This window comes from Bradyrhizobium sp. WSM1417 (genome assembly GCF_000515415.1).
Classification (GTDB): domain Bacteria; phylum Pseudomonadota; class Alphaproteobacteria; order Rhizobiales; family Xanthobacteraceae; genus Bradyrhizobium.
Genome location: NZ_KI911783.1, coordinates 5,752,178 through 5,773,414 on the forward strand (window position 1 = coordinate 5,752,178; position 21,237 = coordinate 5,773,414).

The 21,237-nt window shown below is 64.5% G+C and carries 22 protein-coding genes and 1 pseudogene; 7 read left to right on the forward strand and 16 right to left on the reverse strand.

The window, feature by feature from the left end:
• From BRA1417_RS0128255 to BRA1417_RS45000, 7 genes and pseudogenes are all read right to left on the reverse strand, one after another.
• Nucleotides 1-732 carry a Crp/Fnr family transcriptional regulator gene (locus BRA1417_RS0128255; protein ID WP_027518660.1) on the reverse strand — a complete coding sequence of 244 codons (732 nt, stop codon included), beginning with the start codon at nucleotides 730-732 and terminating at the stop codon, nucleotides 1-3.
• A 178-nt stretch (nucleotides 733-910) separates the two neighbouring features.
• Nucleotides 911-1,324, reverse strand: a complete 414-nt coding sequence (locus BRA1417_RS0128260) for a GFA family protein (protein WP_027518661.1) — start codon at nucleotides 1,322-1,324, stop codon at nucleotides 911-913.
• 465 nt (nucleotides 1,325-1,789) lie between these two features.
• Nucleotides 1,790-3,280: pseudogene (locus BRA1417_RS45725) on the reverse strand (PQQ-binding-like beta-propeller repeat protein); the annotation flags it as partial.
• 60 nt (nucleotides 3,281-3,340) lie between these two features.
• On the reverse strand, nucleotides 3,341-4,054 hold the full coding sequence (locus BRA1417_RS0128270; protein WP_035968839.1) for a class I SAM-dependent methyltransferase: 714 nt from the start codon (nucleotides 4,052-4,054) through the stop codon (nucleotides 3,341-3,343).
• A gap of 70 nt (nucleotides 4,055-4,124) precedes the next feature.
• Nucleotides 4,125-4,844, reverse strand: a complete 720-nt coding sequence (locus BRA1417_RS0128275) for a bifunctional 2-polyprenyl-6-hydroxyphenol methylase/3-demethylubiquinol 3-O-methyltransferase UbiG (RefSeq protein ID WP_027518663.1) — start codon at nucleotides 4,842-4,844, stop codon at nucleotides 4,125-4,127.
• 249 nt (nucleotides 4,845-5,093) lie between these two features.
• A complete protein-coding gene (locus tag BRA1417_RS0128285) occupies nucleotides 5,094-6,791 on the reverse strand; it encodes a methyl-accepting chemotaxis protein (protein WP_027518664.1) in 1,698 nt (565 codons plus the stop codon).
• Between the two features lie 429 nt (nucleotides 6,792-7,220).
• A complete protein-coding gene (locus tag BRA1417_RS45000; RefSeq protein WP_198034863.1) occupies nucleotides 7,221-7,385 on the reverse strand; it encodes a hypothetical protein in 165 nt (54 codons plus the stop codon).
• 102 nt (nucleotides 7,386-7,487) lie between these two features.
• Here BRA1417_RS45000 and BRA1417_RS0128295 point away from each other — a divergent pair, with 102 nt between their 5' ends.
• Entirely contained in the window at nucleotides 7,488-7,853 is a 366-nt protein-coding gene (locus tag BRA1417_RS0128295; RefSeq protein ID WP_027518665.1) for a hypothetical protein, read from the forward strand.
• A 303-nt stretch (nucleotides 7,854-8,156) separates the two neighbouring features.
• The gene (locus BRA1417_RS0128305) at nucleotides 8,157-8,411 is read left to right on the forward strand and encodes a hypothetical protein (RefSeq protein WP_027518666.1); all 255 of its coding nucleotides are present in this window, start codon (nucleotides 8,157-8,159) and stop codon (nucleotides 8,409-8,411) included.
• 39 nt (nucleotides 8,412-8,450) lie between these two features.
• Here the strand turns inward: BRA1417_RS0128305 and BRA1417_RS0128310 are convergent, their stop codons facing one another.
• The 4 genes from BRA1417_RS0128310 to BRA1417_RS45005 all read right to left on the reverse strand — a co-directional run bounded on the left by BRA1417_RS0128310 (nucleotide 8,451) and on the right by BRA1417_RS45005 (nucleotide 11,070).
• A complete protein-coding gene (locus tag BRA1417_RS0128310; RefSeq protein ID WP_027518667.1) occupies nucleotides 8,451-8,693 on the reverse strand; it encodes a hypothetical protein in 243 nt (80 codons plus the stop codon).
• 251 nt (nucleotides 8,694-8,944) lie between these two features.
• Nucleotides 8,945-9,655, reverse strand: a complete 711-nt coding sequence (locus tag BRA1417_RS0128315) for an outer membrane protein (protein WP_027518668.1) — start codon at nucleotides 9,653-9,655, stop codon at nucleotides 8,945-8,947.
• A gap of 288 nt (nucleotides 9,656-9,943) precedes the next feature.
• Nucleotides 9,944-10,339 carry a hypothetical protein gene (locus BRA1417_RS0128320; RefSeq protein WP_027518669.1) on the reverse strand — a complete coding sequence of 132 codons (396 nt, stop codon included), beginning with the start codon at nucleotides 10,337-10,339 and terminating at the stop codon, nucleotides 9,944-9,946.
• A 389-nt stretch (nucleotides 10,340-10,728) separates the two neighbouring features.
• Nucleotides 10,729-11,070, reverse strand: coding sequence for a His-rich protein BRANT (locus BRA1417_RS45005; RefSeq protein ID WP_027518670.1), 342 nt, complete (start codon nucleotides 11,068-11,070; stop codon nucleotides 10,729-10,731).
• Nucleotides 11,071-11,322: 252 nt separating this feature from the next.
• Here BRA1417_RS45005 and BRA1417_RS0128330 point away from each other — a divergent pair, with 252 nt between their 5' ends.
• Nucleotides 11,323-11,865 (forward strand): lipopolysaccharide assembly protein LapB, encoded by a 543-nt coding sequence (locus BRA1417_RS0128330; protein ID WP_027518671.1) that lies wholly within the window; start codon nucleotides 11,323-11,325, stop codon nucleotides 11,863-11,865.
• A 108-nt stretch (nucleotides 11,866-11,973) separates the two neighbouring features.
• On the forward strand, nucleotides 11,974-13,362 hold the full coding sequence (locus BRA1417_RS0128335; RefSeq protein WP_027518672.1) for a serine hydrolase: 1,389 nt from the start codon (nucleotides 11,974-11,976) through the stop codon (nucleotides 13,360-13,362).
• Here the strand turns inward: BRA1417_RS0128335 and BRA1417_RS0128340 are convergent.
• Nucleotides 13,349-14,914: a S10 family peptidase gene (locus BRA1417_RS0128340; protein WP_027518673.1), complete on the reverse strand. Its 1,566-nt coding sequence runs from the start codon at nucleotides 14,912-14,914 to the stop codon at nucleotides 13,349-13,351. The genes BRA1417_RS0128335 and BRA1417_RS0128340 overlap by 14 nt on opposite strands.
• 255 nt (nucleotides 14,915-15,169) lie before the next feature.
• Between BRA1417_RS0128340 and BRA1417_RS0128345 the strand changes: the two genes are divergently transcribed.
• The 3 genes from BRA1417_RS0128345 (at nucleotide 15,170) to BRA1417_RS0128355 (ending at nucleotide 17,193) form a co-directional block, all read left to right on the forward strand.
• Nucleotides 15,170-15,949 (forward strand): NAD kinase, encoded by a 780-nt coding sequence (locus BRA1417_RS0128345; RefSeq protein WP_007602648.1) that lies wholly within the window; start codon nucleotides 15,170-15,172, stop codon nucleotides 15,947-15,949.
• A gap of 88 nt (nucleotides 15,950-16,037) precedes the next feature.
• Entirely contained in the window at nucleotides 16,038-16,583 is a 546-nt protein-coding gene (locus BRA1417_RS0128350) for a response regulator (protein WP_007611745.1), read from the forward strand.
• 31 nt (nucleotides 16,584-16,614) lie between these two features.
• Nucleotides 16,615-17,193, forward strand: a complete 579-nt coding sequence (locus BRA1417_RS0128355; RefSeq protein ID WP_027518674.1) for an Hpt domain-containing protein — start codon at nucleotides 16,615-16,617, stop codon at nucleotides 17,191-17,193.
• A 130-nt stretch (nucleotides 17,194-17,323) separates the two neighbouring features.
• Here the strand turns inward: BRA1417_RS0128355 and BRA1417_RS0128360 are convergent, their stop codons facing one another.
• From BRA1417_RS0128360 to folE, 4 genes are all read right to left on the reverse strand, one after another.
• The gene (locus BRA1417_RS0128360) at nucleotides 17,324-18,499 is read right to left on the reverse strand and encodes a DUF2336 domain-containing protein (RefSeq protein ID WP_027518675.1); all 1,176 of its coding nucleotides are present in this window, start codon (nucleotides 18,497-18,499) and stop codon (nucleotides 17,324-17,326) included.
• A gap of 205 nt (nucleotides 18,500-18,704) precedes the next feature.
• A complete protein-coding gene (locus BRA1417_RS0128365) occupies nucleotides 18,705-19,820 on the reverse strand; it encodes a transglycosylase (protein WP_027518676.1) in 1,116 nt (371 codons plus the stop codon).
• An 83-nt stretch (nucleotides 19,821-19,903) separates the two neighbouring features.
• The gene (gene hisI / locus BRA1417_RS0128370) at nucleotides 19,904-20,326 is read right to left on the reverse strand and encodes a phosphoribosyl-AMP cyclohydrolase (protein ID WP_027518677.1); all 423 of its coding nucleotides are present in this window, start codon (nucleotides 20,324-20,326) and stop codon (nucleotides 19,904-19,906) included.
• A gap of 27 nt (nucleotides 20,327-20,353) precedes the next feature.
• A complete protein-coding gene (folE, locus tag BRA1417_RS0128375) occupies nucleotides 20,354-21,046 on the reverse strand; it encodes a GTP cyclohydrolase I FolE (RefSeq protein ID WP_027518678.1) in 693 nt (230 codons plus the stop codon).
• Between the last annotated feature and the right edge of the window lie 191 nt (nucleotides 21,047-21,237).

Genomic DNA, 21,237 nt, shown 5'->3' on the forward strand with positions numbered 1-21,237 from the left:
TCAGAGCGACGGATTGAGATGAAGGTAAAGCACGTCGAAATCTGCTATTTCGCGCAGCCTCGCTTCATCAAGGATCGATATTCTTCCCCGCTCCAGGTCCAACACGCGCTGAGCACGCAGCTGCTGAACGACGCGATTCATGTGAACCACGCTGGTGCCGACGGCGTCGGCGAGGAGTGCCTGAGAGGCCGGAAAATCGAAGGACAGGCCGTCCGCTCGGCCGATCGCCTTTAATCTGGTGTAAAGCTCAAGCACGAGATGCGCCACGCGGCTTGTGGCTTCGCGTTGACCAACATTGCAAATCCACTCCCGGAAGATCGCGGCGTCGGTCAGTGTATCGCGCCAAAGCGCTTCGGCCACGTTGGGCCGCTTTCTTATCAGTGAGCGCACCGCTGCATGCGGAATGAAGCCGAGAACGCTATCGCCAAGCGTGCTGACGTCATGGTCCATCACATGCAGAAAGAGGCCCTGCAGATCGGGAATGTCGCCGGGTTGGTGAAAGGCCATGATTTGGCGGTGGCCATTGCCGACGATCTTCGATCGCAGGATAAAGCCATCAACAACAAGGCAGCATGCCGAAGGTCGATCTCCGAGAGAAACGACCGGCTGACCGCCAGCCATCCGTTTCGCCGTGATCGGCAGATCACGGATAGCGGCCTCGTCCTCTTCATCAATTTCGGTACTGACCCGCAACCGCTTCAAGAAAGGTTCAAAGATTTCCGCGTTATTCATCGTTAGCTCCGGTCGGCAAACGAGTTTTTGTCACGTTCGTTCCAATCCGGACCGCCAGCTATTGTCTCACCCGCAGCAGAGGGACTGCCGCAAATTCCAACCTCTCGGCGGAACCACACGGGAGCGGCGTGAATTCATTTCGCCGCGAAGCCTTGACACGAAATTTCGCGCGCAACTCTCACTTCGAATGCTTCGGCGCGCTGCTTTGCTGGAAGTGCTCGGCGCCTGATATTTCCACCCAGGCATGCTTCGACTGTTCGAAAACCGAGCGGATGGGCGCCGGGTAGTCCGGAACCGCGATCGCGCCCACGGCAACGCCGATCATCGCAGGCAGATTGTCCGCCTTCCAATAGACCGTCGAACCGCACTCGCGGCAAAAATAGCTGCGGACCTTGCCGCCGCTCGCGGCTGTCCGGACGTACTCCTTCGACGTCCCTGAGATCGTGACGCCCTCCGCCGGATAGAACGCGCCGACGCCGAACGGCGCGCCCGTTCGACGCTGGCAATCAATGCAATGACAGGCGACGACGAGGCTGGACGGTCCCGGAAGCGACAGCGCCAGAGCGCCGCAACGACATCTCGCGCCGATCATCGAAACTCCTTCCTCCTCAGTTGGCTGATAGGTTCTGTCGCTCGGCTGGAGCACGGGCAATCCAGGACGGTGCCTCACTCCTTCGCAACCTCGAACGCCAGCAGTGCGTTGCCGGCGACGCCGCCCCACTGGCCGTAGCCGGAATTGGTGTAGAGCATTCCGCCGGCGATGATCGGCCCGGGGCCGTCGATCGCGCCGCCATGAGCAGGGGCGCCGTTCACCGTCGTATAGTCTCGCGCAGTGTCGTATTCCCACAACAGCTTTCCGTCGGCTGTCGCGTAGGCGCGCAGAAAGCCGCTGACGCCGCCGGAAAACACGACGCCTGGGATCACGCTCACGGCAGCCGATAGCGCAGGGGCTGCATTGGAGGCGATCGCCACAGGCGACAGGAGATACTTCCATCGCAATTTTCCCACTGGCGAGGTCGAGGCCGAACAGACCGCCGCCTTGGGTGGAATCGAGCCGCCGCGTACCATCGCGCAGGAACCGCACGTCGGAGTTCGCGACATAGATGCGATCCTGGTCGGCGGCCGAGCCCCACTCGCTGCCGCCGAGCGCACCGCCCTTCCCGATCCGCGTCTGCCACAGGATCTTGCCGCCATCATCAGGATCGAGCGCGTGCACGACGCCGGACTTCTGCGCGATGGCAAGAACGCGCCTGCCGTCACGCAAGGTCACGAGGATCGGCGACTGGCCAAAATCGTGGTCGGGCCCGTGATCTTCAGGACAATTGGTCTTGTCCGCGCCGAAGCACGCGACGATGAAGGCGTCGCTCGGGGTCGCCTGCTGCTTCCAGAGCAGCTTACCGGTCGCAAGCTCGAAAGCGAGGACCGCATCGGCGGTTGCGGCCGGTGGATTCGAATAGGAATTGCTGGTCGCGACGTAGACGGCATTGCGTTTCGGATCAATCGTCGGTGCCGACCACACCGCCGCGCCGGACGGGCCGAACAGCTGCGTGCCTCTTGCATTCTTGCCGGTCGGATGCGGCACCTCGGGGATCGTGTAGGCCTGCCACACCGGCTTGCCGGTCACGGCCTCGAGCGCGACCACGCTGCCGCGGAAAGTACAGCATCCATAACTGGCCTGCGAACCGGAGGCCTCCTCGAGGGAGGAGACCGGGACGTAGAGCACGCCGGAATGCAGCGTCGGCGCTCCGGTGATGCGCGCTGCCGGATGCTCCTCGATCTTCGTCTTCCAGATCAGCGCGCCCGTCAGTGCGTTCACCGCATAGACATTTGCGCGCAGGTCACCGAAGAAGATCGCGAACTGATCGGTGCCTGGAAGCGGCCCGAAGCTGATCGCCGCGCGCACGGCGGCATCGGTCGGCAGCGTCCACAGCGTGCAGCCGCTTCGCGCGTCGAGCGCGTGCACCTTGCGGTCAGTGCCGCCGATAAACAGCAGACCGCCCACGATGGTCGGCGGCGCAAACGACACCGATGCGCCGGGAAAGGCATAAGCCCATTTCAGCCGCAGGCGCGGCACCTCTTCCGCGGTCAGGCCGGCCATGTCGGCCGGCTGGAAGCGGCTGTTGCCAGTGTCGACGCCCCACCCATTCCAGCGCGGACCATCGAGCGGTTGCGGAAAGAAATTGACCTGCTGCGTGCAGCGTCCCTCCGCATCGACTGCATTATCGCCCACCGCGGCCTTGCCGGTGACGAAGGCGGCAATCGCGCGCCGTTCCGAGTCGCTGCGGTCCTTCGCCATCGCCGCCATGCTTCCAGAATTCAGCGTTCCCAGCACATGATCGAACGACATCGCCTGCATGGCACCGCGGCCTGGCACACGGCTCTGACCATCACCGCCATCGTGACATTGCGCGCAGTGGCTTGCGTAGAGCACAGCACCGTCCTGCTGCGCCAGCGCGGGCGCGCAGCACCAGACCAGCATGGCGACGGCGACGACACTCGGTCTCATGGCGTGCTCCAACATCGTCACCGCAATGCGAGACGGCATCATGCAACCCAAAGTATAGCGCGACGGCAATCACTGACGCAACGGACGTTCCGCCCGCGTCCGTCATATCCTCCGGGCCGTGAGGACACGATCGGGCAGTTCATCCATCGCCCACAGCCCGAGGCTCTTGTCGCGCCAGCCGCCACCGCCCTCTTCGCAACGCTCGTTGATCAGCGCGCGCGGCGCCGGCCAGTCGAACGGCGCCTTCTCCATGTTCAGCGCCCGCCAGTCGCCGTCCTCGCAATCGCGATTGTCGTCCCATTCAGGGAACGTCGTGACCAGCAGAAAATGCGCGCCGCTGGCGCGAAAGTTCGCGACGGCGCGGACGATGTTTTGGAAACTCAGATGCACCAGACAGTCCCGGCACAGAACGACATCCGTGCGCGGCAGCGCATCGCGCGTGATATCGGCAACGAGAAACTGGCCGGACAACTCGCCGGCCGCGACGCGCTGGCGATTGGCTTCGATCAACGACGGCACGATGTCGATGCCGGTGTAGTCGAGATCCAGCTTGATGCGGCCGATCCAGCCCGCGTCCCCACAGGGCGCATCGAGCAGCGAGTGCGCGCCGAGCCGTTGCAGCAGGGGAGAAAGCACCTCCCGGATCGCGGCGGTCGCGGGGTCCTCCGAGCCGAGGCCGGACACCGAACTGGCCGCACCCCACAGGTTCGTCTTTTCGATGTGCTCGAACCGCGCGGCCAGGTCGAGGCCAGCAAAATTCGCGCGGTCGGCGACGAAGCGTTCGTGAGCGAGCACGGGTGGACGTTTGACGATCACCGGGCAGACCTCAGACCATGATTCCGTCGTCAACACGCTAGCAGGTAGAACTTTGCGTCCAAAGACCGTCTCAAGCCGGTTTCTGCCACTCCATGACGTGGAAGAAGGGCACCCGTCGATGACGCGCATTCCTGTCGGGGTCGCCGCCCGTGGGCTGCGGCTCGACGAACAGGCGCAACTGGAGCCCACGATCGAGCAACAGCGTCATGTAGGTCGAGAGCGGACGATGCCAGTTCTGGACGCGAATGCCGCGCCATGTCACCCAGGTCGGCCGCTCTTCCATGTAATGATCGATGACGAAGCGCAAGACGCCCTCGCCGTCACGCGTCCAGCCCTCGGGCGGACCGGCGGTGTTGAAGCTGGTCAGGTTGGCAATCAAGAGCGTACCGCTCGGCCGCAGCGCCGCCACAATCCTCGCGATAGATCCAGCGAGATCGGGCATGTCTATCAAACTGAGATAGCTGACGACCAGATCGAACTCCGCGCCGAAATCCATTGTCTCGGCTCGGCCGAGCCGATAGTCGCCCCGCGGGTCCAACTCAATGGCACGCGCGAGCAGCGCTTCGGTTGGATCGACACCAGTGGTGCGGATACCGGCGCGCTGCATGATGCGACAGAAGCGCCCCTCCCCGCAGCCGACGTCGAGCGCATTGCGGAAGCCTCGCCCTTCGATCCGCGCCCGCATCGGCGCGTCCAGCACGAAGCGGCGGCCATAGTCGCCGTCCTCGCCCTGCTCGACGATCCAGGCCATCGCGGATGCGGCCCAGCCATCGCTGACATCGTCGCTCATGGTCGACCTTCGGCAACACATCTTGGCCGCGCGCGTCGCGGGCGCGGCTACTGATCACAGATTGGATCAGAGTTCAACATGAGGTAGATTGCAGCCCCCATGCGCCCCACCACAGCCAAAGAGAAGGCCAGGATCGCCGCCGGCGCGGCGGCGGCCGTCGTCATGACAGCCGTGCTGTTCGCGATCGCAATGGGATTTCTGCTGGCGCGATGAGTGCGCAGCGCGGCGGATGGATGCCGCCGCGCAGACCTACGCGGCGCGCACCGTCTGCAAGAACTTCCCGACTTCGTCCTTCAGCCGGTTGCTGTCGGTCGCCAGCGTCTTGGCGGTCGAAAGCACCTGCGAGGAGGCCGAGCCGGTCTCGGCCGCACCGCGCTGCACGTCGGCGATGTTAGTGGAGACCTGCTGGGTGCCGTGGGCGGCCTGCTGCACGTTGCGCGAGATCTCCTGGGTCGCGGCGCCCTGCTCCTCGACGGCCGCGGCAATGGTCGACGACACTTCCGAGAGCCGCTCGATGGTCGTGGAGATGTCGCGGATCGCGTTGACGGATTCCTGGGTCGCGGTCTGGATGCCGGAAATCTGCTGGCTGATCTCGCCGGTTGCCTTGGCCGTCTGCTCGGCCAGCGTCTTCACCTCGGCGGCGACCACCGCGAAGCCGCGGCCGGCCTCGCCGGCACGTGCCGCCTCGATCGTGGCGTTGAGCGCCAGGAGGTTGGTCTGGCCGGCAATGGTGTTGATCAGCTCGACGACGTCGCCAATGCGCGTCGCCGCAACGGAGAGCTCGCTGACGCGCACCGTCGTGGTGCGCGCCTGGGTGACGGCCTCGCCAGCCATCCGTGCGGATTCCTGCACCTGGCGGCTGATCTCGTTGACCGAGGAGGACAGCTCCTCCGTGGCCGTCGCAACCGACTGCACGTTGCTGGTGGCTTCACCCGAGGCGACCGCGACGACCGAGGTGAGCTCCTGCGCACGCTGCGCGGTGGTGGCCAGCGTCGAGGACGACGCTTCGAGCTCGGTGGACGCCGAGCCTACCGTCTCGATGATCTCGCCGACCGCGCGCTCGAAGCCGTCGGCAAGGTTGATCATGTCGCGCTTACGCTGATCGGCGGCCTGCTTCTCCACTTCGGCCTGCGAAGCCTTGAGGCGCTCGACCTCGATCCCGTTGGTCTTGAAGATTTCGACCGTCTTCGCCATGTCGCCGATCTCGTCGCGGCGGTCCTTCTCGGGCACCTCGGTCGTGAGATCGTTGCGGGCAAGGCCCTCCATGGCGAGCTTGAGGCGGGCAATCGGCCGTGACATCGCATTGAGGCCGATGAACAGCGCGATCGCGATACCTAGGATCAGGCCGCCGGCGCTGACGCCGATCACGGTCCAGGTCGCGGATCTGGCATCGCGGTTGATGGCGTCCTTGCGCTTGGCGACCGCCTGTGCGGTCTCGCCGACGAACTGGGCAATGCGCCCCAAGGCCGCATCCATCACCGGGTCGCACTCCTTGTGCGCGCGTTCGGATGCCTTGGCGTTCTCTTCCGGGCTGCTTGCGAGCGAGCCTGCCTTCAGCACCGGATCGCAGCCGGCGAACACGGCTTTCAACTGGTCGCCGATGCTCTTGATCTGGCTCGCGCGCGCTGGATCGTCCTGCTCGGCTGCCTCGAGGTATTGGCGGATCTCGTCGCGGTTCTGGGTCGCGGTCTTGAGACGGTTGGCGTTGCCGGCCTCCGTCGCCTCGGTGAAGACCGCATAGAGCGCGGCATGATAGGTCTCTGCGCGGCGCTGGGCCCGCGTCAGGTTGAGCGCTGAGGATTGTGCTGCGGAAAGCTCGGCGAAGCCGTCGACCGTTGCCGAGAGCTCGCGCGTGCCGAAGCCCGCGACGGCGACCATGGCAAAGCCCATCACGGCGACGATGAGCGCGACCTTCCACACGATTTTCAGATTGTTCAAAACGCTCATTGCAGCCGCCCCCGTAATTTTCTGCCGATGCATATTCCCAGCACCGTGCATTGGAACCGGCTGATGTTAAGATTTGATGCCAAATGTTCCGGGTAGTCTTACGAAAAACTAACTATTTGGGCTTCCGCCGTAAGCTTCGCGTAAGCTTCAGTCTATTCCGGGGTATGAGCCGGGCTTGGAAAACCGGAACCGGTCGCCGACGTCGTCCGTTGTCGGCCCATGCGGATCAGGGAAGAAAACCGAAACATGTTTCTGCTGGCGGCGGTAACGCTGTGCTGTAGCGCCTTGGCCGCGGCAATTGCGCTCCTCGAACCGGCTCCGGCAAAGCGGCAGGCTCAAACGGCAGTGATCGACCTGACCGCTCCGACGCCGGTTCGGGTAGTCGGAGCTCCGTTCGAGCCCAACCTCAATCCGCGGGAGCGCTAGCCCTCACCCCGGCGAGACGTCGGCGCCCTCCTCGGGACCGCGTTTGGCGCGGGCCAACTCCTCAACGAACACGATCACCTCCGCCCGTTTGTCGGGCGGCAGCGACAGGAACGCGCGGACGAGCCTCAAGCCCTCGGCTTCGGCTGAATGGTCTGCTTTGGCATCCATTCCCCACTGTCGGGCGGCCGGGAAAAATATGCAATCCCCCACCTAACACCTTCTTGATTCGGCCGGCCAGCTTTGCTGGAATGACCCCGACAGGGGTGCACCATGAAGTGGATCAAGGAACGCGACGCGCTGATCGCGCAGACAATGGCCTTCGTCCAATCGGTAACCGGCAAAAAGGATGACTTGCATCCACCGGAGATCCCGATGGCGACAGTGGCCGCGTCGGTGCAGATCGTCCCCGTCAACACCGTCGTCGAGAGCAAGCCGCTTCCGCCCCAACCCTTGCCTCTCCCGCCGCAGCGCGCGGCGAGCCACGACGTGCGCACCGAGATGCAGGCCCGCATCGCCAATTTCCGCAAGCATCAGGAGCGGTTCGAGCGCGAGCGCGAGGAGTATTGCGCGGCCACCCTGACCAAACTGCGCGCCGCCATTCGCGACGCCTCCCCCCGGCCACCGGCTGAAACGTAAAGCCGGGGCCTCCCGTCGCGGGCTACAGCCAGGACCACACTAGCCAGAGATTGGCCGCGCAGGCGCCGAACAGGGCCAGCGTGAGGGGCAGCAACATGTGCCCGCAAGAGGTTTTAAGGTCCGTCGTCATGGCCGAAAACATCCCCTGATTCCGCCAAATGAGTCCCGCGGATTCTTTTTTTCGGGATTCAGGACTCGTTAAGGACTCAGGCCCCGGCGACCCCGATCACGGCCGCGTGATCGACCGGCAATCGGAACCCCTCCCCCGCAAAGTCGTTAACGCGCTTTCCGGGAGCGGGAAGAATGCCCTACGCCCTGTTCTGCAACGACGCCCAGATCAGCAAGGCCTATCCTGATGAGTCCGACGTCTGGAGGCTCGCGCAGCGCAGCGGCCTCGTCGTGGACGTATCCGCGGATGACAACCGCCCCGGGCCACGCCGGGTGCTCGACAACGATTACGAGATCAAGCCCTGCCGGCCCGCACAGGGCGAGGACCCGGCCCGAAACAAGGCCGAGGCCGATCGCCAGGCCAGGATGGAGCTTGAGCTGAATTCCTGAAGACGGATCAAAGGTGGGAAGCCAGAGTTCAGGAAAAGTTCAGGGCGTCGCGGCCGCGAGCGAGGCCTGCTCGCCCGCCAGAGCCACGCAGGCCTTCCGGCGATGCAGCCCACGGATTGCGCCGGTGACCTTCAGCACCTTGCCGGAGGAGCACGAGGCGTCCTTGACGAAGGCCACCTCATAGGGCGCCAGCATCAGAGGCTCGGATTTGAGGATTGTTTGGGCAGCGCACGGCAAACTGACGAAGCACGAGAGCACCACAGCCGACACCAAGATACGCATGTCCGTCGTCCCACCAGCCCGGTAATTCTCATATAACGCGTTCCGGCGCGCGAGTTCCCTAAGCTGCAAAAATTATTTTTGCTTTACCCGAGCTCCATGACGCGCGTGAGAAGGCGCGCGCCAAAACGTTTGCTTGCAAATGACGCGCCAGATGGTTGACGCAATGCAAACAAAAGGCCGGCAAACCAGAGCCGACAAACGAAAGGCCGGCGGAAGCCGGCCTTTGTCAGATCGTGGTCGTTGGTAGCGCGTCAGTAGCGCGAGGCTGCCGGACCGCCCCAGCCGAAGCGGTAGTTCACGCCGACCTTGACGGTATGCTCGTCCTCCCGGCCGCGGACGCCGACGACGTCAGCCGGACCGGAGGTGATCGTCGTGCTGCCGAAATTATAGTACTGGTACTCGGCCTTGGCCGACCAGTTCGGTGCGAACATGTATTCCAGGCCAGCGCCAACGGTATAGCCGTCCTTGCTGTTGCCGGTCGCGGTGAAGGGCTGCGGGACGCCGGCGATATTGACGCCAAGGCCGCCATTACGCCAGGCATAACCGCCCTTGGCGTAAAGCAGCGCCGGACCCCAGGTGTAGCCGATGCGACCGGTCACCGAGCCGAGCTGATCGGTATTGGAGGTCACCTGCGTGCCCAGCGGGAACGTGGCACCGCCGTTGTTGTTGGTCGGCAGCCAGGAATACTGCGCCTCGACACCCATGACCCAATTGGGCGCGAACTGGTAGTCGAAGCCGCCCTGGACACCGCCGAGGAAGCGCGCATCGCTCGACTGGAAGCTGCTGTCGCCGGCAAAGGCGCCGCCGACATGGCCGCCGATGTAGAAGCCGGTCCAGTTGTAGATCACCTGCGGCGGCGTGTAGGCCGGAGCCTTGGTGTAGGTCCGCGCCTGCATGTCGGCTGCGGCAGCGGGCGCGGCCAGCGCAAGCAGGGCAACCGCACCCAGCAAAATCGTTCTCATGATCATCCCCGTTCTTTCAAATTCGACACTCAGGAAACAACGTGGCGTGAATTGGGTTGCTTCGCGGCGATGCCGGAACGTTGATCGTTCGTTACTGTGACGGAGCGGCAACAGCGCGATTTTGTTCCGTCCCGCAGGCTCGTGCCGACGGTTTTTTTTCGCCGGAGACAGAACCTGCCGTAACGATTAGTCGCAACGCAAAACCACTCGTTCAAAGCTCCCCGAAATGTGATCCGGCAGCTCCGGCGGGCTCTGTCCTATCACCAAGCCATGAAGGTGGGCTTTGCGCTACCGCGTCATCTTTTCAAGTTCCGGAAAGGGTACGTAAACCGCGCCCGCGCACAGCTCGCTGGCGCGATCGACGACGCGGTCCGCCCGGCCGTTGACGAAAATCACGGCGCGTTCCCTCATGGCCTTGTAGGTGCCGTCGGTCTCGCGTGGGGTGAAGTGCAGGCAGCTGACGTAGAACTGCCGACCGCCGACTTCGCGCTGCACCGGCTCGGCCATGCTGGCGTCACGCACGCCGACGGGGTTGTTCAGATAGCTGCGCATCAAGGCCAGCGTGTCGCCGCGGAAATTATCCGGGAACGGCTGTGGACCTCCGGCCTGGGTCCCGTCCATCAGGGTCGGACGGTCGCCGTCGCTGCCGAAGCATCCCGTGAGCACCAGCGGCAGTGCCAGCATCAACGCCAAGCTCACTGCGCGTTTCGCTCGTCGCCGCACCGCTTACGCTCTCCGCTCGATCAGTCTCGGAGACGTTCCAGCCCCAAGGTTGCAATGATGCATGTCTACAGGTGTTTTGCCCGACGAGTCAAACGGCTTCGTAAAATCCGCAGATGAGCCACCCGTCAAACCATTGATTTATCTACGACCCGCTACTGTGCATGGGGTTGTTTTCGAGGTTTTGTTTGCGGCCGTCAAACCTGGGACGTTGCTCGCGGGCTTCAGCATGGTAGTACCGGCCCGCCGCCAGCACCTCGAGCTTTCGCGCAAGGCGTGACGAACGGGCCGGGCCTGAATTCCTCACGCGGCGGCAGGGGCAATGCTAGGACGCCGCCGCGCAGGATCAGTGGTTAGCTGCGCTTCTCCATCGTCGCCGGCTTGGTCACGTCCGGCTGCGTCGTCAGCGACTTCTTCGCGGACAGATGCTTGTGGTGGTGGCGATGCGTGCGCACGGTCTTGTGCGCGTCCGGTGTGACCGCGGCGTTGGCGTTCATCGCCTTCGACTTGGCATCCACCTTGGCGTCGGCCTTGAGGCCGGCGTCGGGTTTCGCGGCGGTGGTGGACACCTTGGTCTGGGCCTGGTCCGCCTTGATCACCGGCGTGGTCGTGGTGGTCTTGCCGACCTCGGCTGCGAAGGCCGGGGCTGCGATCACGGAAGCTGCAAGCAAGGCTGCGGAAATGAGCTTCAACATGGTTGGTCTCCTCTTGGAAGGATCTTGAGGCGGGCGCCCTCTCGCCAACCCTTTGATCGGAGGTTGGAGCCTAGGGGGCACGCACTGAACCCAATCTGAAGCCCGCAGCAGGCTCCCGTTCATCTGGATGACAAGTTTGTCATCTGCCCGCAGGGCGAATAGGCCGGGATGCCGGGAATGTTTTCGCCTGATGGGTGTTCCGGTCTTTGGGCAATCGTGTAGGATCGCCACGTTCCATACCGGAGAACTTAGATGCGAAAACTCTCAACGCTTCTTGTGCCGGGACTTGTCGCCATGACATTGGCGGCCGGGCCGGCTCTGACCAGCGCCTATGCCGCAGGTGGCGACACCCCCTCGTCGCCGCCGGCCTCGGACACCTCGACCAAGAAGGGCAAGAAGAAGAGCTCCTCCATCAACGATCCCAAATTCCTTGCTGCCTATCGCACCGCCTACACCACGATCTACGACAATCACGACTACAACGGTGCGATCGGCCAGCTGAAGTCGCTCAAGCGCGACGACGTCGCCGACGTCGCCAATCTGATCGGCTACTCCTATCGCAAGCTCGGCGACTACCAGTCGTCGAAAGTTTATTACGAGCTGGCGCTGAAGGACGATCCGAACCACGTCCGCACCTGGCAGTATTATGGCCTCTGGCAGCTCGAGCAGGGCAACCGCGAGCAGGCGCAGTATCACCTCAACAAGCTCGCCTCGCTCGCCGGCACCGACAGCTCCGAATATCGTTCGCTCGCCGCCGCGCTCGACAAGCCGACCGGAGCGACTCTCGTCTATTAAGAACATCGCATCTCCGAATGGGACGAACGGGCACAACCTCAGGGTTGTGCCCGTTCTGCGTTCTCGGTTAGCTTGCCCACCAATCCTCCCCTCGCAAATCGGTGCGCAATGGACAATTGGCTGCGATCCGCAATCGACTACATCGGCTCCTGGATCGAATTCCAGCACACCACAATCCAGCAGCCGGGCGTCGTCATCGCGTTCGCCCATCGCGGCGAAATCGTTGCCGAGCATGCGTTCGGCCTCGCCAATCTCGACACCGGCGAGAAGCTCACCCCGCGCCACCGCTTCCGCATCGCCTCGCACTCGAAGAGCTTTACCGCGGCCGGCATCATGAAGCTGCGCGAGCAGCGCAAGCTCCGGCTCGACGATCCCATTGGCCAATATGTCGCCGGCCTGCATCCGCGCGTCGCCGAAACGACGATCGCGCAAGTGCTGTCGCACAGCGCAGGACTGACGCGCGACGGCGCCGATTCCGGCCAGTTCATCGACAGCCGTCCCTATCTCGACGCGAGCGAGCTGCTCGCGGAATTGAAGCTGCCGACCGTAATCGAGCCGGGCACACGCTTCAAATATTCCAATCACGGTTTTGGCTTGCTCGGTCTCGTCATCGAGGCCGTGACCAAGGAGCCTTACCGCGCCTGGATGAAGCGCGAGATCATCGAACCCACGGGCCTGCGCGAGACCGAGCCGGACGCGCCGCTTCCCAAAGGTGCGCCGTTCGCGCGCGGCCACACACGAAGGGTGCCGTACGGGGAGCGATGCGTGATCCCCGGCGACAATCCCACCCACGCGATGGCCTCCGCCACGGGCTTCGCCGCCACCGCCGCCGACACGGCGCGCTTCTTCGCGCAGCTCGCGCCCAATGCGAAAAAGAGCGTGCTATCGGCCGCAAGTCGCCGCGAAATGACGCGGCATCATTGGCGCATCCCGCAGAGTTTCGAGGGCTATTACGGCTTGGGTATCAACGCCGGCAAGCTCGACGGTTGGGACTGGTTCGGCCATGGCGGCCACTTCCAGGGCTACATCTCCCGGACCTGCTCCATCCCCGCCTGCGAGCTCGCGATCAGCATCATCAGCAACTCCATCGACGGCGCGGCGCCGTTCTGGATGGACGGCGCGATGCAGATCCTGCGCGTCTTCCAGACCCGTGGAGCACCCGACCGCCGCGTGCGCGACTGGACCGGGCGCTGGTGGACGATCTGGGGCGCGACCGATCTGGTGCCCGCGGGCAACCGCGTGCTGGTCGCCAATCCCCAGTTGAACAACCCGTTCATGGATGCCGGCGAGATCGAGGTCACCGGCCGTGACACCGGCAAGCTCGCCTGGGCCGCCGGCCATTCCAGCCACGGCGAGCCGGTGCGCCGCGTCCGCAACAAGCGCGGCAAGGTCAGCGACGTCTGGATCGCGGGCGCCAATATCAAGCCTGCGGCCGTCGTGGCCCGCGAGATCGCGCGGAGATACAAGCCGCGCAAGCGACGGTCTACTCCCGAATGAGAGTCTCGACCTCGCTCCGAAGGGCCTGGCGCGAGCCGTCGCGCGAATAGAACATGTGGCCGCCGGGATAGACCACGAACTTGACCCGCTGTGTTGCGAAGGCTGGCAACTGGTCGAGCACCCGCTTCGATCCGAAATAGGGCGTGGCGAGATCGAACAGGCCGTGCGCGACCAGCACGTTCAGCTTCGCATCCGTGGCGAGGATCTGGCGCAGCTCGGAGACCGACTGCGGCGGGTTGATGCCGCGGCCGAAATCCCAGTGGCCTTCGATGGCGCCGTTCAACACCTCGTAGGAGCCGTCTGGCCGCCAGTTGAGCTTGTGTGTCAACAGGTCAACCGCAGCACTCGTCAGCGGCGCTTGCAGCGCATCGCCGGAGGGATCACCGAACCGCGAGCTGCTCGAATCCGGATAGGGATCGAAGCCGCGTACCGAGCCATCGTAGCGCCCCGTCACCTTGCCGTTCTTGCGGTCGAATTCGCGGCGGAATTCGCCGACGTCGAAGCGGCCGGCAAGCCGGCGGCTCACCGCCTGGTCGATGCCGGTGAGCTCGGCGACCTTGTCGGCAAGACGATTGGTGGCCTCCTTGTCCGCCTCGCCCTTGACGAGATCGGCCAGGAATTCGCCGCGCGCGTAAGCCTCGACGTCGGCGAGATCGGCGCGCTTGACCGGGCCTTTCGCCTCACGCGCCGCCGCGACATAGCTCGGCAGCGTCGCGACATATTGCAGGAGGCTGGTGCCGGTGAACTCGCGAAAGTCGAGGAGCGGCGACACCAGGATCAATCCCCTGACGCCGACGCCGTGCTGGAGCTGCAACTGGCGCACCACCTTCGGCCCGCGAATGCCGCCATAGCTTTCGCCGGCGACGTATTTTGGCGAGGTCAGCCGGTCGTGCTTCTCGAGCCAGCGGCGGATCACCAACGCGATCGAATTGACGTCGCCGTCGACGGAGTAGAACGATTTGCGCGCGTCATCGCCGGTCGCGACGAAGCGGCTGTAGCCGGTGCTGACGGGATCGATGAAGACGAGATCGGTGAAATCGAGCCAGGTCTCCGCATTCGGCTTCACCTCAGGCGAGGCGGACGGCGACAGCGCTTCGCCATCGAGCGGCAGCCGCCACGGCCCGGCCGCGCCGAACTGAAGCCATGCCGAGGACGCACCGGGCCCGCCATTGAACAAGAACGTCACGGGGCGCGTCGCCCGGTCGGCGCCATCGAGCTCATAGGATGTATAGGCGATGTCGGCCACCGGCTCGCCCTTGCCGTCGAACACGCGGATCGATCCGGCGGTCGCTGCGAAATTGAGGGTGCGGCCGGGAAGATCGAGCGTCTGCTTCGTGGTCGAATCCGACGGAAGACGGTGCGGCTCGGCGGCTGACGATGAATTCTGCGACGCGCTTTGTGCGCCGCCGCGACCGCCCTTCTGTCCGGCTGCTGCCACCGCCTCGGCGCGTGGCTGCGGCGGATCGTCGGCGCGCGCCAATCCTGCGAGCGCGAATGCCGACACCGCCAGCACCAGGGTCGCGCGGCGGAGCGCCGGCATATTCGTGGCCATGATTGTTCTCCCTGCCCGGCGACGACCGCCGGTGCGGACCGCAAGGCTAGCGCGGAATTGCGACGGTTTGGGGGATCATGGCTCCAGCGGCGCCTGAAGAGCCCGGTTGGGCACAAATCAAGCCGGTTTCGTGCTCAAATCGGAATGGGCAGTTGCCGGTCTGCTGTGAAGGGCGGTCATCCTCGACAATCGGGGTCGAGATCGTTAGACGAGCCCGGCGGAACTTTCTCCAGCCAGCGGCCCTGCCCGGAAGCCATGACCAAGCCAGCGCGATACGACCGGATCGCCTTCGTCGCCAGCCCGAGCAGCGAGGCGCAAGCCGCCTTTGGCCAGCTCACCAGGGACTTCGGCAATTGCGATCCGAAGGACGCCGACATCGTGGTCGCGCTCGGCGGCGACGGGCTCATGCTCCAGACGCTGCATCAGCACATGCATACGGGCAAGCCGATCTACGGCATGCACCGAGGCACCGTCGGCTTCCTGATGAACGAGTACTCGACGGTCGATCTTCGGGCCCGTCTCGAGGCCGCGCAGGAATCCGAGATCCACCCGCTCCTGATGCGCGCGACCGACGCCAACGACCGCGTCCACCTGCATCACGCCATCAACGAGGTCGCCCTGTTCCGGCAGACCTACCAGGCCGCGCGCCTGCGGATCCTGATCGACGAGCGCGAGCGCATGTCCGAGCTGATCGCCGACGGCATCATGGTGGCAACGCCGGCCGGCTCGACCGCCTACAATCTGTCCGCCCAGGGGCCGATCCTGCCGATCAACGCCGCGCTCCTCGCGCTGACGCCGATCAGCGCCTTCCGCCCACGACGCTGGCGCGGCGCGCTGCTACCGAACACGGCTTATGTCGTGATCGAGGTGCTGGAGGGCGACAAGCGTCCCGTGGCGGCGGTCGCCGACCATGACGAGGTGCGCGACGTCCGCCGCGTCGAGGTGCTGTCCGACAGGACCATCTCGATGCGCATGCTGTTCGATCCCGGTCACAGCCTGGAAGAGCGCATTCTGCGCGAGCAGTTCGGCTCCTGAGCCGCCTCGCCGGACTGCCGATCGCAACCCTTCATTAACCCCCGGCGAGATATGGTTAACGAAAGTTGACCGCTCCGGCCCGGGCTCCATGTTCCGCATCGATTTCAACAAGCTGCGTTTCCTCGTCTGCGACGACAATCCGCACATGCGCCGCATCCTGCGAACGCTGCTGCATTCCTTTGGCGCGCGTGAAGTCTACGAGGCCGAGGACGGCGCCACGGCGCTGGAAATGTACAGCCATTACGTGCCCGACATCGTCATCACCGACTGGGCGATGCCGATCTTCGATGGGCTCGAGCTGGCGCAGATGATCCGCCAGCCGGAATCCAAGGGCAATCCTTACGCGCCGATCATCATGCTGACCGGCCATTCCGAGAAGCGCCGCGTCACGGTGGCGCGCGACGCCGGCGTCACCGAATTCCTGGCCAAGCCGATCTCGGCCAAAGGGCTCTACCAGCGCATCCTCAACGTGGTCGCCAGTCCCCGCCCCTTCATCAAGACCAAGACCTATTTCGGCCCGGACCGGCGCCGCAACATCAACTCCGCCTATATGGGCCCCGAGCGTCGCGTCGGCGAAAAGCACGAGGTGCTGCAACAGCCCTCGCTGCTCGACAAGGCCCGCTCCTCCATCTAGCGCAACGTCTCTCACGATCGAGGCCGATATCATGGCGAAGAACAGCGCAAGAGACATCGAGATCACGGCCTTCGCCACGCATCAAATCATCACGCAGCCCAACCCACTGCGGTCGGTCCTACGCCGCGTCGAAGACAAGGACATGGACGATCCGGTCGGCCGCGCCGAACAGGCGCTCGCGGGCCTCGCCGGCGAGTTCAAGGACTGGATGGCGACCGAGATCAACCGGCTGTCGGCCGCCTACGTCGCCATCCGGCACGACGGCTTCACCAAGGACAGGCGCGACGAGTTGTTTCGAGCCGCGCACGACATCAAGGGTGATGCTGCAACCTTCGGCTATCCGGCGGCAGCGGGCGTAGCGGAGAGCCTGTGCCGCGTCATCGAGCACGCGCCCGATCTCGAGAAGGTTCCGGCCGAGCTGTTCACGCACCACATCAATGCCATCCTCGCCATCGTGCACGAGAACACCAAACTCGACAGCATCAGCGTCTCCGCCGAGTTGAGCCGACGCCTGCGCAAGGTCGCCGACGACTATCTTGCCGACGCCAACCGCGACCGCCCCGAGCATCTCGAGGTCATCCTGGCGCCGAGCATCGCGCCGGCGGGGTAGCTCTTTCCTTTCGTCATTGCGAGCGCAGCGAAGCAATCCAGACCGTCCCCGCGGAGGGATTCTGGATTGCTTCGCTACGCTCGCAATGACGGAGTTTGCGGTTTCGACCTGCTCTATCTCGGATATCGAATTAGGCCGCGATCAGATCGTCATAGACCGGATAAACCGCCTCCTCCGCGACCAGCTCGTCGCAGAACAGCCTTGCCTCTTCGCGCGCGGATTCGGTGGCGAAGCGGCGCAGCAGGACCATCAGCGGCTCGGTCGCGCCGCGGTCGGTCTCGCAATGGGTGAGCACGCGCTCGACCATGCGGCGGCGCAGCCGCGCCGCATTGTCGTCGCTGTCGACGAAGCCTTGCTCGTGGCAAGCATCGAGGGCGACCTGGAAGGCCGCAAACGTCGCCTCGGGAAGCCCGGCGCGGCGGAGCAGCGCCTGCAGGCTGTTGCCGCCGCGATCGTGCAGCAGCGCGGATACGCGCGTCCGCGGCAGCTCGGCGAGTTCGGCCAGCGCCGCATCGAACAGGTCCAGATTGCTCGACAACAGCGCGCGCAGAATGAGACCCGCGGTGAGCTGGCCGGTGATGCGCAGGTGCCGAACAAGCCCTTCCATGTCTTCGCCGCGCGAGCGCGCCGCGATGTTCATGGTGGAGCGGTCGCGCGCCTCGGTCGCGATGCGCTCGGCGCGATCAGCAGTCAGCCAGTTCCGGGCGACGACGAATTGAGCCAGCGTCTCCGAGAGTTTTGCCACCAGCGCGGCGCGCGTTGCGGACGGCAGATCCTCCAGCACCAGCATCGCCTCGCGGATCGCGGCGAGATGGCCGTGACGCTCGACGATGCGATCCCAGGAGAATGGCGCAAGCTCGGCATGAGAATTTTCGATCAGCTCGAGCGCTGCGGCCGCACAGCCGACTTCGGCAATGGCGGCGCAGACCGATACCGGCAGCGCGATGCGGCGGGCGACCGCGCACTGCACCTCGTCGTTGCCGGTCGCGACGATGTCGACCAGATCGGCGTCGATCAGCAGCGGAGAATGTTCGAGCACGGGCAACGCGACGGTCGGCTGGTCCGCCGACAGCGCCCGCACGATCGACGCCGGCGCCTCGGAACTGCGCGCAAACGCCTCGGCCATCGCCTGCCGCACCAGCGGCGAGGGATCGTCGAGCAGCATCAGAAGCGCGCCTTCAGCGGCAATACGGTCGTCATGGGAAAGGTCTGAGATCAGCCAGGCCCGGGCCAGCGCCCGCGTCGCCTCGGCCCGCTCGCCAGCGGGCGCCGTCCTGATCCAATTGATGAACTGCCGAACAATCATGGTGCTTCCGGCTTACGCAACGAAGACGAAGCGGTGACGGCTTGTCACCTGCAACACAAAATAAACCACGACGCTTAACAAAGCGTTCACCATAACTGGCTGGTTTTATTGACGTTTTGTTAAGGGAACAAAGGCGGCCCGTTCACGCGCCGGGACCTGCGCGCAGCGTTCACGCTGCGACGTTTCCGAGACACGGGAGTGCGTATTAGCTTGAGAACGTGCCGCTGCGATCGCTGAAAAGATCAAGCGGCCGGGGCGGCCGGTCATCGGGCGTCGCCGATGCGGCCGAGGTCGCGGGTGCGACCGTGGTCACGGGTGCGACCGTGGTCGCGGGTGCGACCGAGGTGAGCGAGGCATTGTTGCCCCACAATTTCTGCACGGTCGTCGAGACCGGCTGGGTGGTGTCGCCGGGCTGATAGATCGAGCGAAACACCGGCGTGCTCGGTGCATTGTCCGCGACCGTCATTGGCGCTGTCGCGCCGACCGGCGTCACCGCGCGCGTGTTCGGAAAGGTCTGGAGATACGCGGCATTGTCGATCAGCGGCGCGGCAGGCTGTACGCCGTTGGCGCTCGCGACCTGCGTGGTCGACGGCGTGCCGCCGTACATCGCCATCGCGCTGCGGGTGGTTTTCGAATTTGCCGCACTGGCGTAGCGTGCATCCAGCACCGAATAGACCTCGGAGACGCTGCGCGCGCGGCCGTCCTTGGCATAGAAGATCGAGCGATTGGCGGACGCCGCGTTGGGAAACAACCGCGCGCCGACCGCTTGCGGATTGTCCTCGGCATTGGCGATCAGTTTCGCGGCCCCGCCGACGCCCATGAAATGCGCCATATAGAGTTCGCTGTCGGATGGCCTGCGGCCGAGCAGGCCGGTGAGCTTGAAGCTGTTCGATTGCGTCAGCGCAGCCGCCATGCTGGAGGCGGCCTCCGGATCGTCACGCAGCTTCATGATCGAGCGCTTTATCGCGGGATCATCGACAGTGTAGGTGCCCGAAGACGTTCTGGTGATGGCGTCGGAATAGTTGCCATAACCGAGCTGGGTGCCCGCTTCCTTCACCGTGCCGAGCCAGGTCTGGTCGATGAACTGGTAGAGCCCATGCGCTGACGATGTGGTGGCACCGGCCGTGGGATCGAAATCCGATTCCATCTTGGCGGTGGTCAGCATGTACTGGAAGCTGACGCCGGTCCGGTTCGAGACCTGATTGATTGCGCCGGCGACGCGCGCCCGCGACGGATCGAGAACCGCCGTCTGTGGGGCACTGGAATTGTCGACCGACATGATGAAGTGCCCGCCCCGCACGGCGTTGAGTGGCGCCGGCAATTCGGCGCCCTGTCGTCTCACCGTGGGACAGGCATGGTTAATGCGGGGTTAATTCGGGCCAGCACCTCCGCAGGACGGAAGGACTATTTCTTGTACACCGCGTCCGGATCGAACAGCCTGTCCGCATCGGCGAAGACAAGCCTGGCGCCGCCGTCTTCGGCTTCGACCTTGCGGTAGAAGCAGGATCGGCGGCCGGTGTGACACGCTGCGCCGATCTGCTCGACCCGGATCCAGACCGCGTCCTGATCGCAATCGGTGCGGATCTCGACCACACGCTGGCTCTGACCTGAGGTCTCACCTTTTCGCCACAAGGCATTGCGCGAGCGGCTGAAGTACCAAGCCTCGCCGGTCGCGATGGTCTTGCGCAGCGCCTCGTCATTCATGTGCGCGACCATCAGCACGTCGCCGGTGACAATGTCGGTGGCGACGACCGTCACGAGCCCGGCCGCGTCGAATCTGGGAAGGAAGGCGAGACCTTCCTCGGTTTCATGGGAGTGAGCAAACACAGTGCCCTCGCCGGTCTATTCGCGAGGTCAGCGCTGCAGGCCTCGCACCAGGGACAGAAAACGAGCCTGCTCCGCCGGATTGTCGCGGAACATGCCGGTGAAGCGGCTGGTGAAGGTGGAGGCGCCATGCTTGGCGACGCCGCGCACCGACATGCAGGTATGCTCGGCCTCGATCAGCACGGCAACACCGCGCGGCTTGAGGATCTCGTCGATCGCCGCCGCGATCTGCGCGGTCATGTGCTCCTGGGTCTGCAGCCGGCGGGCGAAGATGTCGGTGAGGCGCGCAAGCTTCGACAATCCGACCACGCGTTCGACCGGCGTGTAGGCGATGTGCGCCTTGCCGTAGAACGGCATCATGTGATGCTCGCATTGCGAGGTGAACTCGATGTCGCGAACAAGCACGAAATCATCATAGCCGGCGGTCTCGCCGAAGGTGCGATCGAGCACCTCGGCCGGGCACTGGTGGTAGCCCTGATAGAGTTCGTCGAAAGCCTCGACCACGCGGCGCGGCGTGTCGAGCAAGCCCTCGCGGTTGGTGTTCTCGCCGATATAGGCGAGCAGCGTCTTCACCGCCTGCTCGGCCTCGGCGCGCGCGGGGCGCGGCTGGTCGGCGCGGACGGCAGCCGCAAGGAATTCGGAAGGATCAAGCTCCGCCGGACGGCCCTCGGGCTGCCGGTCGGAGGGCTTGTTGGGGCGGATGGATTTGATGGTAGCGTCCATGTCTACTCCGTTCGACGGCCTTGCGGCCGGAGTGTCACCGGCAGACGGGGCGGCGAACCGCCGGACGCCTGAGAGAACAGTTTCGGCGAAAAGGTCTTCAAATTAACGCCGGCAGCACGGTTCTGGATCACACCATCGCTGCAGCGCTGGACTGTTTTTCCGCCAGTTCCGACCCTATATAAGGCCGTGGA

Bases quoted from the DNA above. Each gene is read 5' to 3' on its own strand.
- BRA1417_RS45005 (WP_027518670.1), bottom strand. From the start codon at position 11,070: ATGTTGAAGCTCATTTCCGCAGCCTTGCTTGCAGCTTCCGTGATCGCA.
- BRA1417_RS0128320 (WP_027518669.1), bottom strand. From the start codon at position 10,339: ATGCTGGCACTGCCGCTGGTGCTCACGGGATGCTTCGGCAGCGACGGC.
- BRA1417_RS0128350 (WP_007611745.1), top strand. From the start codon at position 16,038: ATGTTCCGCATCGATTTCAACAAGCTGCGTTTCCTCGTCTGCGACGAC.
- BRA1417_RS0128345 (WP_007602648.1), top strand. From the start codon at position 15,170: ATGACCAAGCCAGCGCGATACGACCGGATCGCCTTCGTCGCCAGCCCG.
- BRA1417_RS0128340 (WP_027518673.1), bottom strand. From the start codon at position 14,914: ATGGCCACGAATATGCCGGCGCTCCGCCGCGCGACCCTGGTGCTGGCG.
- BRA1417_RS0128305 (WP_027518666.1), top strand. From the start codon at position 8,157: ATGCCCTACGCCCTGTTCTGCAACGACGCCCAGATCAGCAAGGCCTAT.
- BRA1417_RS0128255 (WP_027518660.1), bottom strand. From the start codon at position 732: ATGAATAACGCGGAAATCTTTGAACCTTTCTTGAAGCGGTTGCGGGTC.
- BRA1417_RS0128260 (WP_027518661.1), bottom strand. From the start codon at position 1,324: ATGATCGGCGCGAGATGTCGTTGCGGCGCTCTGGCGCTGTCGCTTCCG.
- BRA1417_RS0128295 (WP_027518665.1), top strand. From the start codon at position 7,488: ATGAAGTGGATCAAGGAACGCGACGCGCTGATCGCGCAGACAATGGCC.
- BRA1417_RS0128330 (WP_027518671.1), top strand. From the start codon at position 11,323: ATGCGAAAACTCTCAACGCTTCTTGTGCCGGGACTTGTCGCCATGACA.
- BRA1417_RS0128285 (WP_027518664.1), bottom strand. From the start codon at position 6,791: ATGAGCGTTTTGAACAATCTGAAAATCGTGTGGAAGGTCGCGCTCATC.
- BRA1417_RS0128310 (WP_027518667.1), bottom strand. From the start codon at position 8,693: ATGCGTATCTTGGTGTCGGCTGTGGTGCTCTCGTGCTTCGTCAGTTTG.
- BRA1417_RS0128355 (WP_027518674.1), top strand. From the start codon at position 16,615: ATGGCGAAGAACAGCGCAAGAGACATCGAGATCACGGCCTTCGCCACG.
- BRA1417_RS0128315 (WP_027518668.1), bottom strand. From the start codon at position 9,655: ATGAGAACGATTTTGCTGGGTGCGGTTGCCCTGCTTGCGCTGGCCGCG.
- folE (WP_027518678.1), bottom strand. From the start codon at position 21,046: ATGGACGCTACCATCAAATCCATCCGCCCCAACAAGCCCTCCGACCGG.
- BRA1417_RS0128360 (WP_027518675.1), bottom strand. From the start codon at position 18,499: ATGATTGTTCGGCAGTTCATCAATTGGATCAGGACGGCGCCCGCTGGC.
- BRA1417_RS0128275 (WP_027518663.1), bottom strand. From the start codon at position 4,844: ATGAGCGACGATGTCAGCGATGGCTGGGCCGCATCCGCGATGGCCTGG.
- BRA1417_RS0128335 (WP_027518672.1), top strand. From the start codon at position 11,974: ATGGACAATTGGCTGCGATCCGCAATCGACTACATCGGCTCCTGGATC.
- BRA1417_RS45000 (WP_198034863.1), bottom strand. From the start codon at position 7,385: ATGGATGCCAAAGCAGACCATTCAGCCGAAGCCGAGGGCTTGAGGCTC.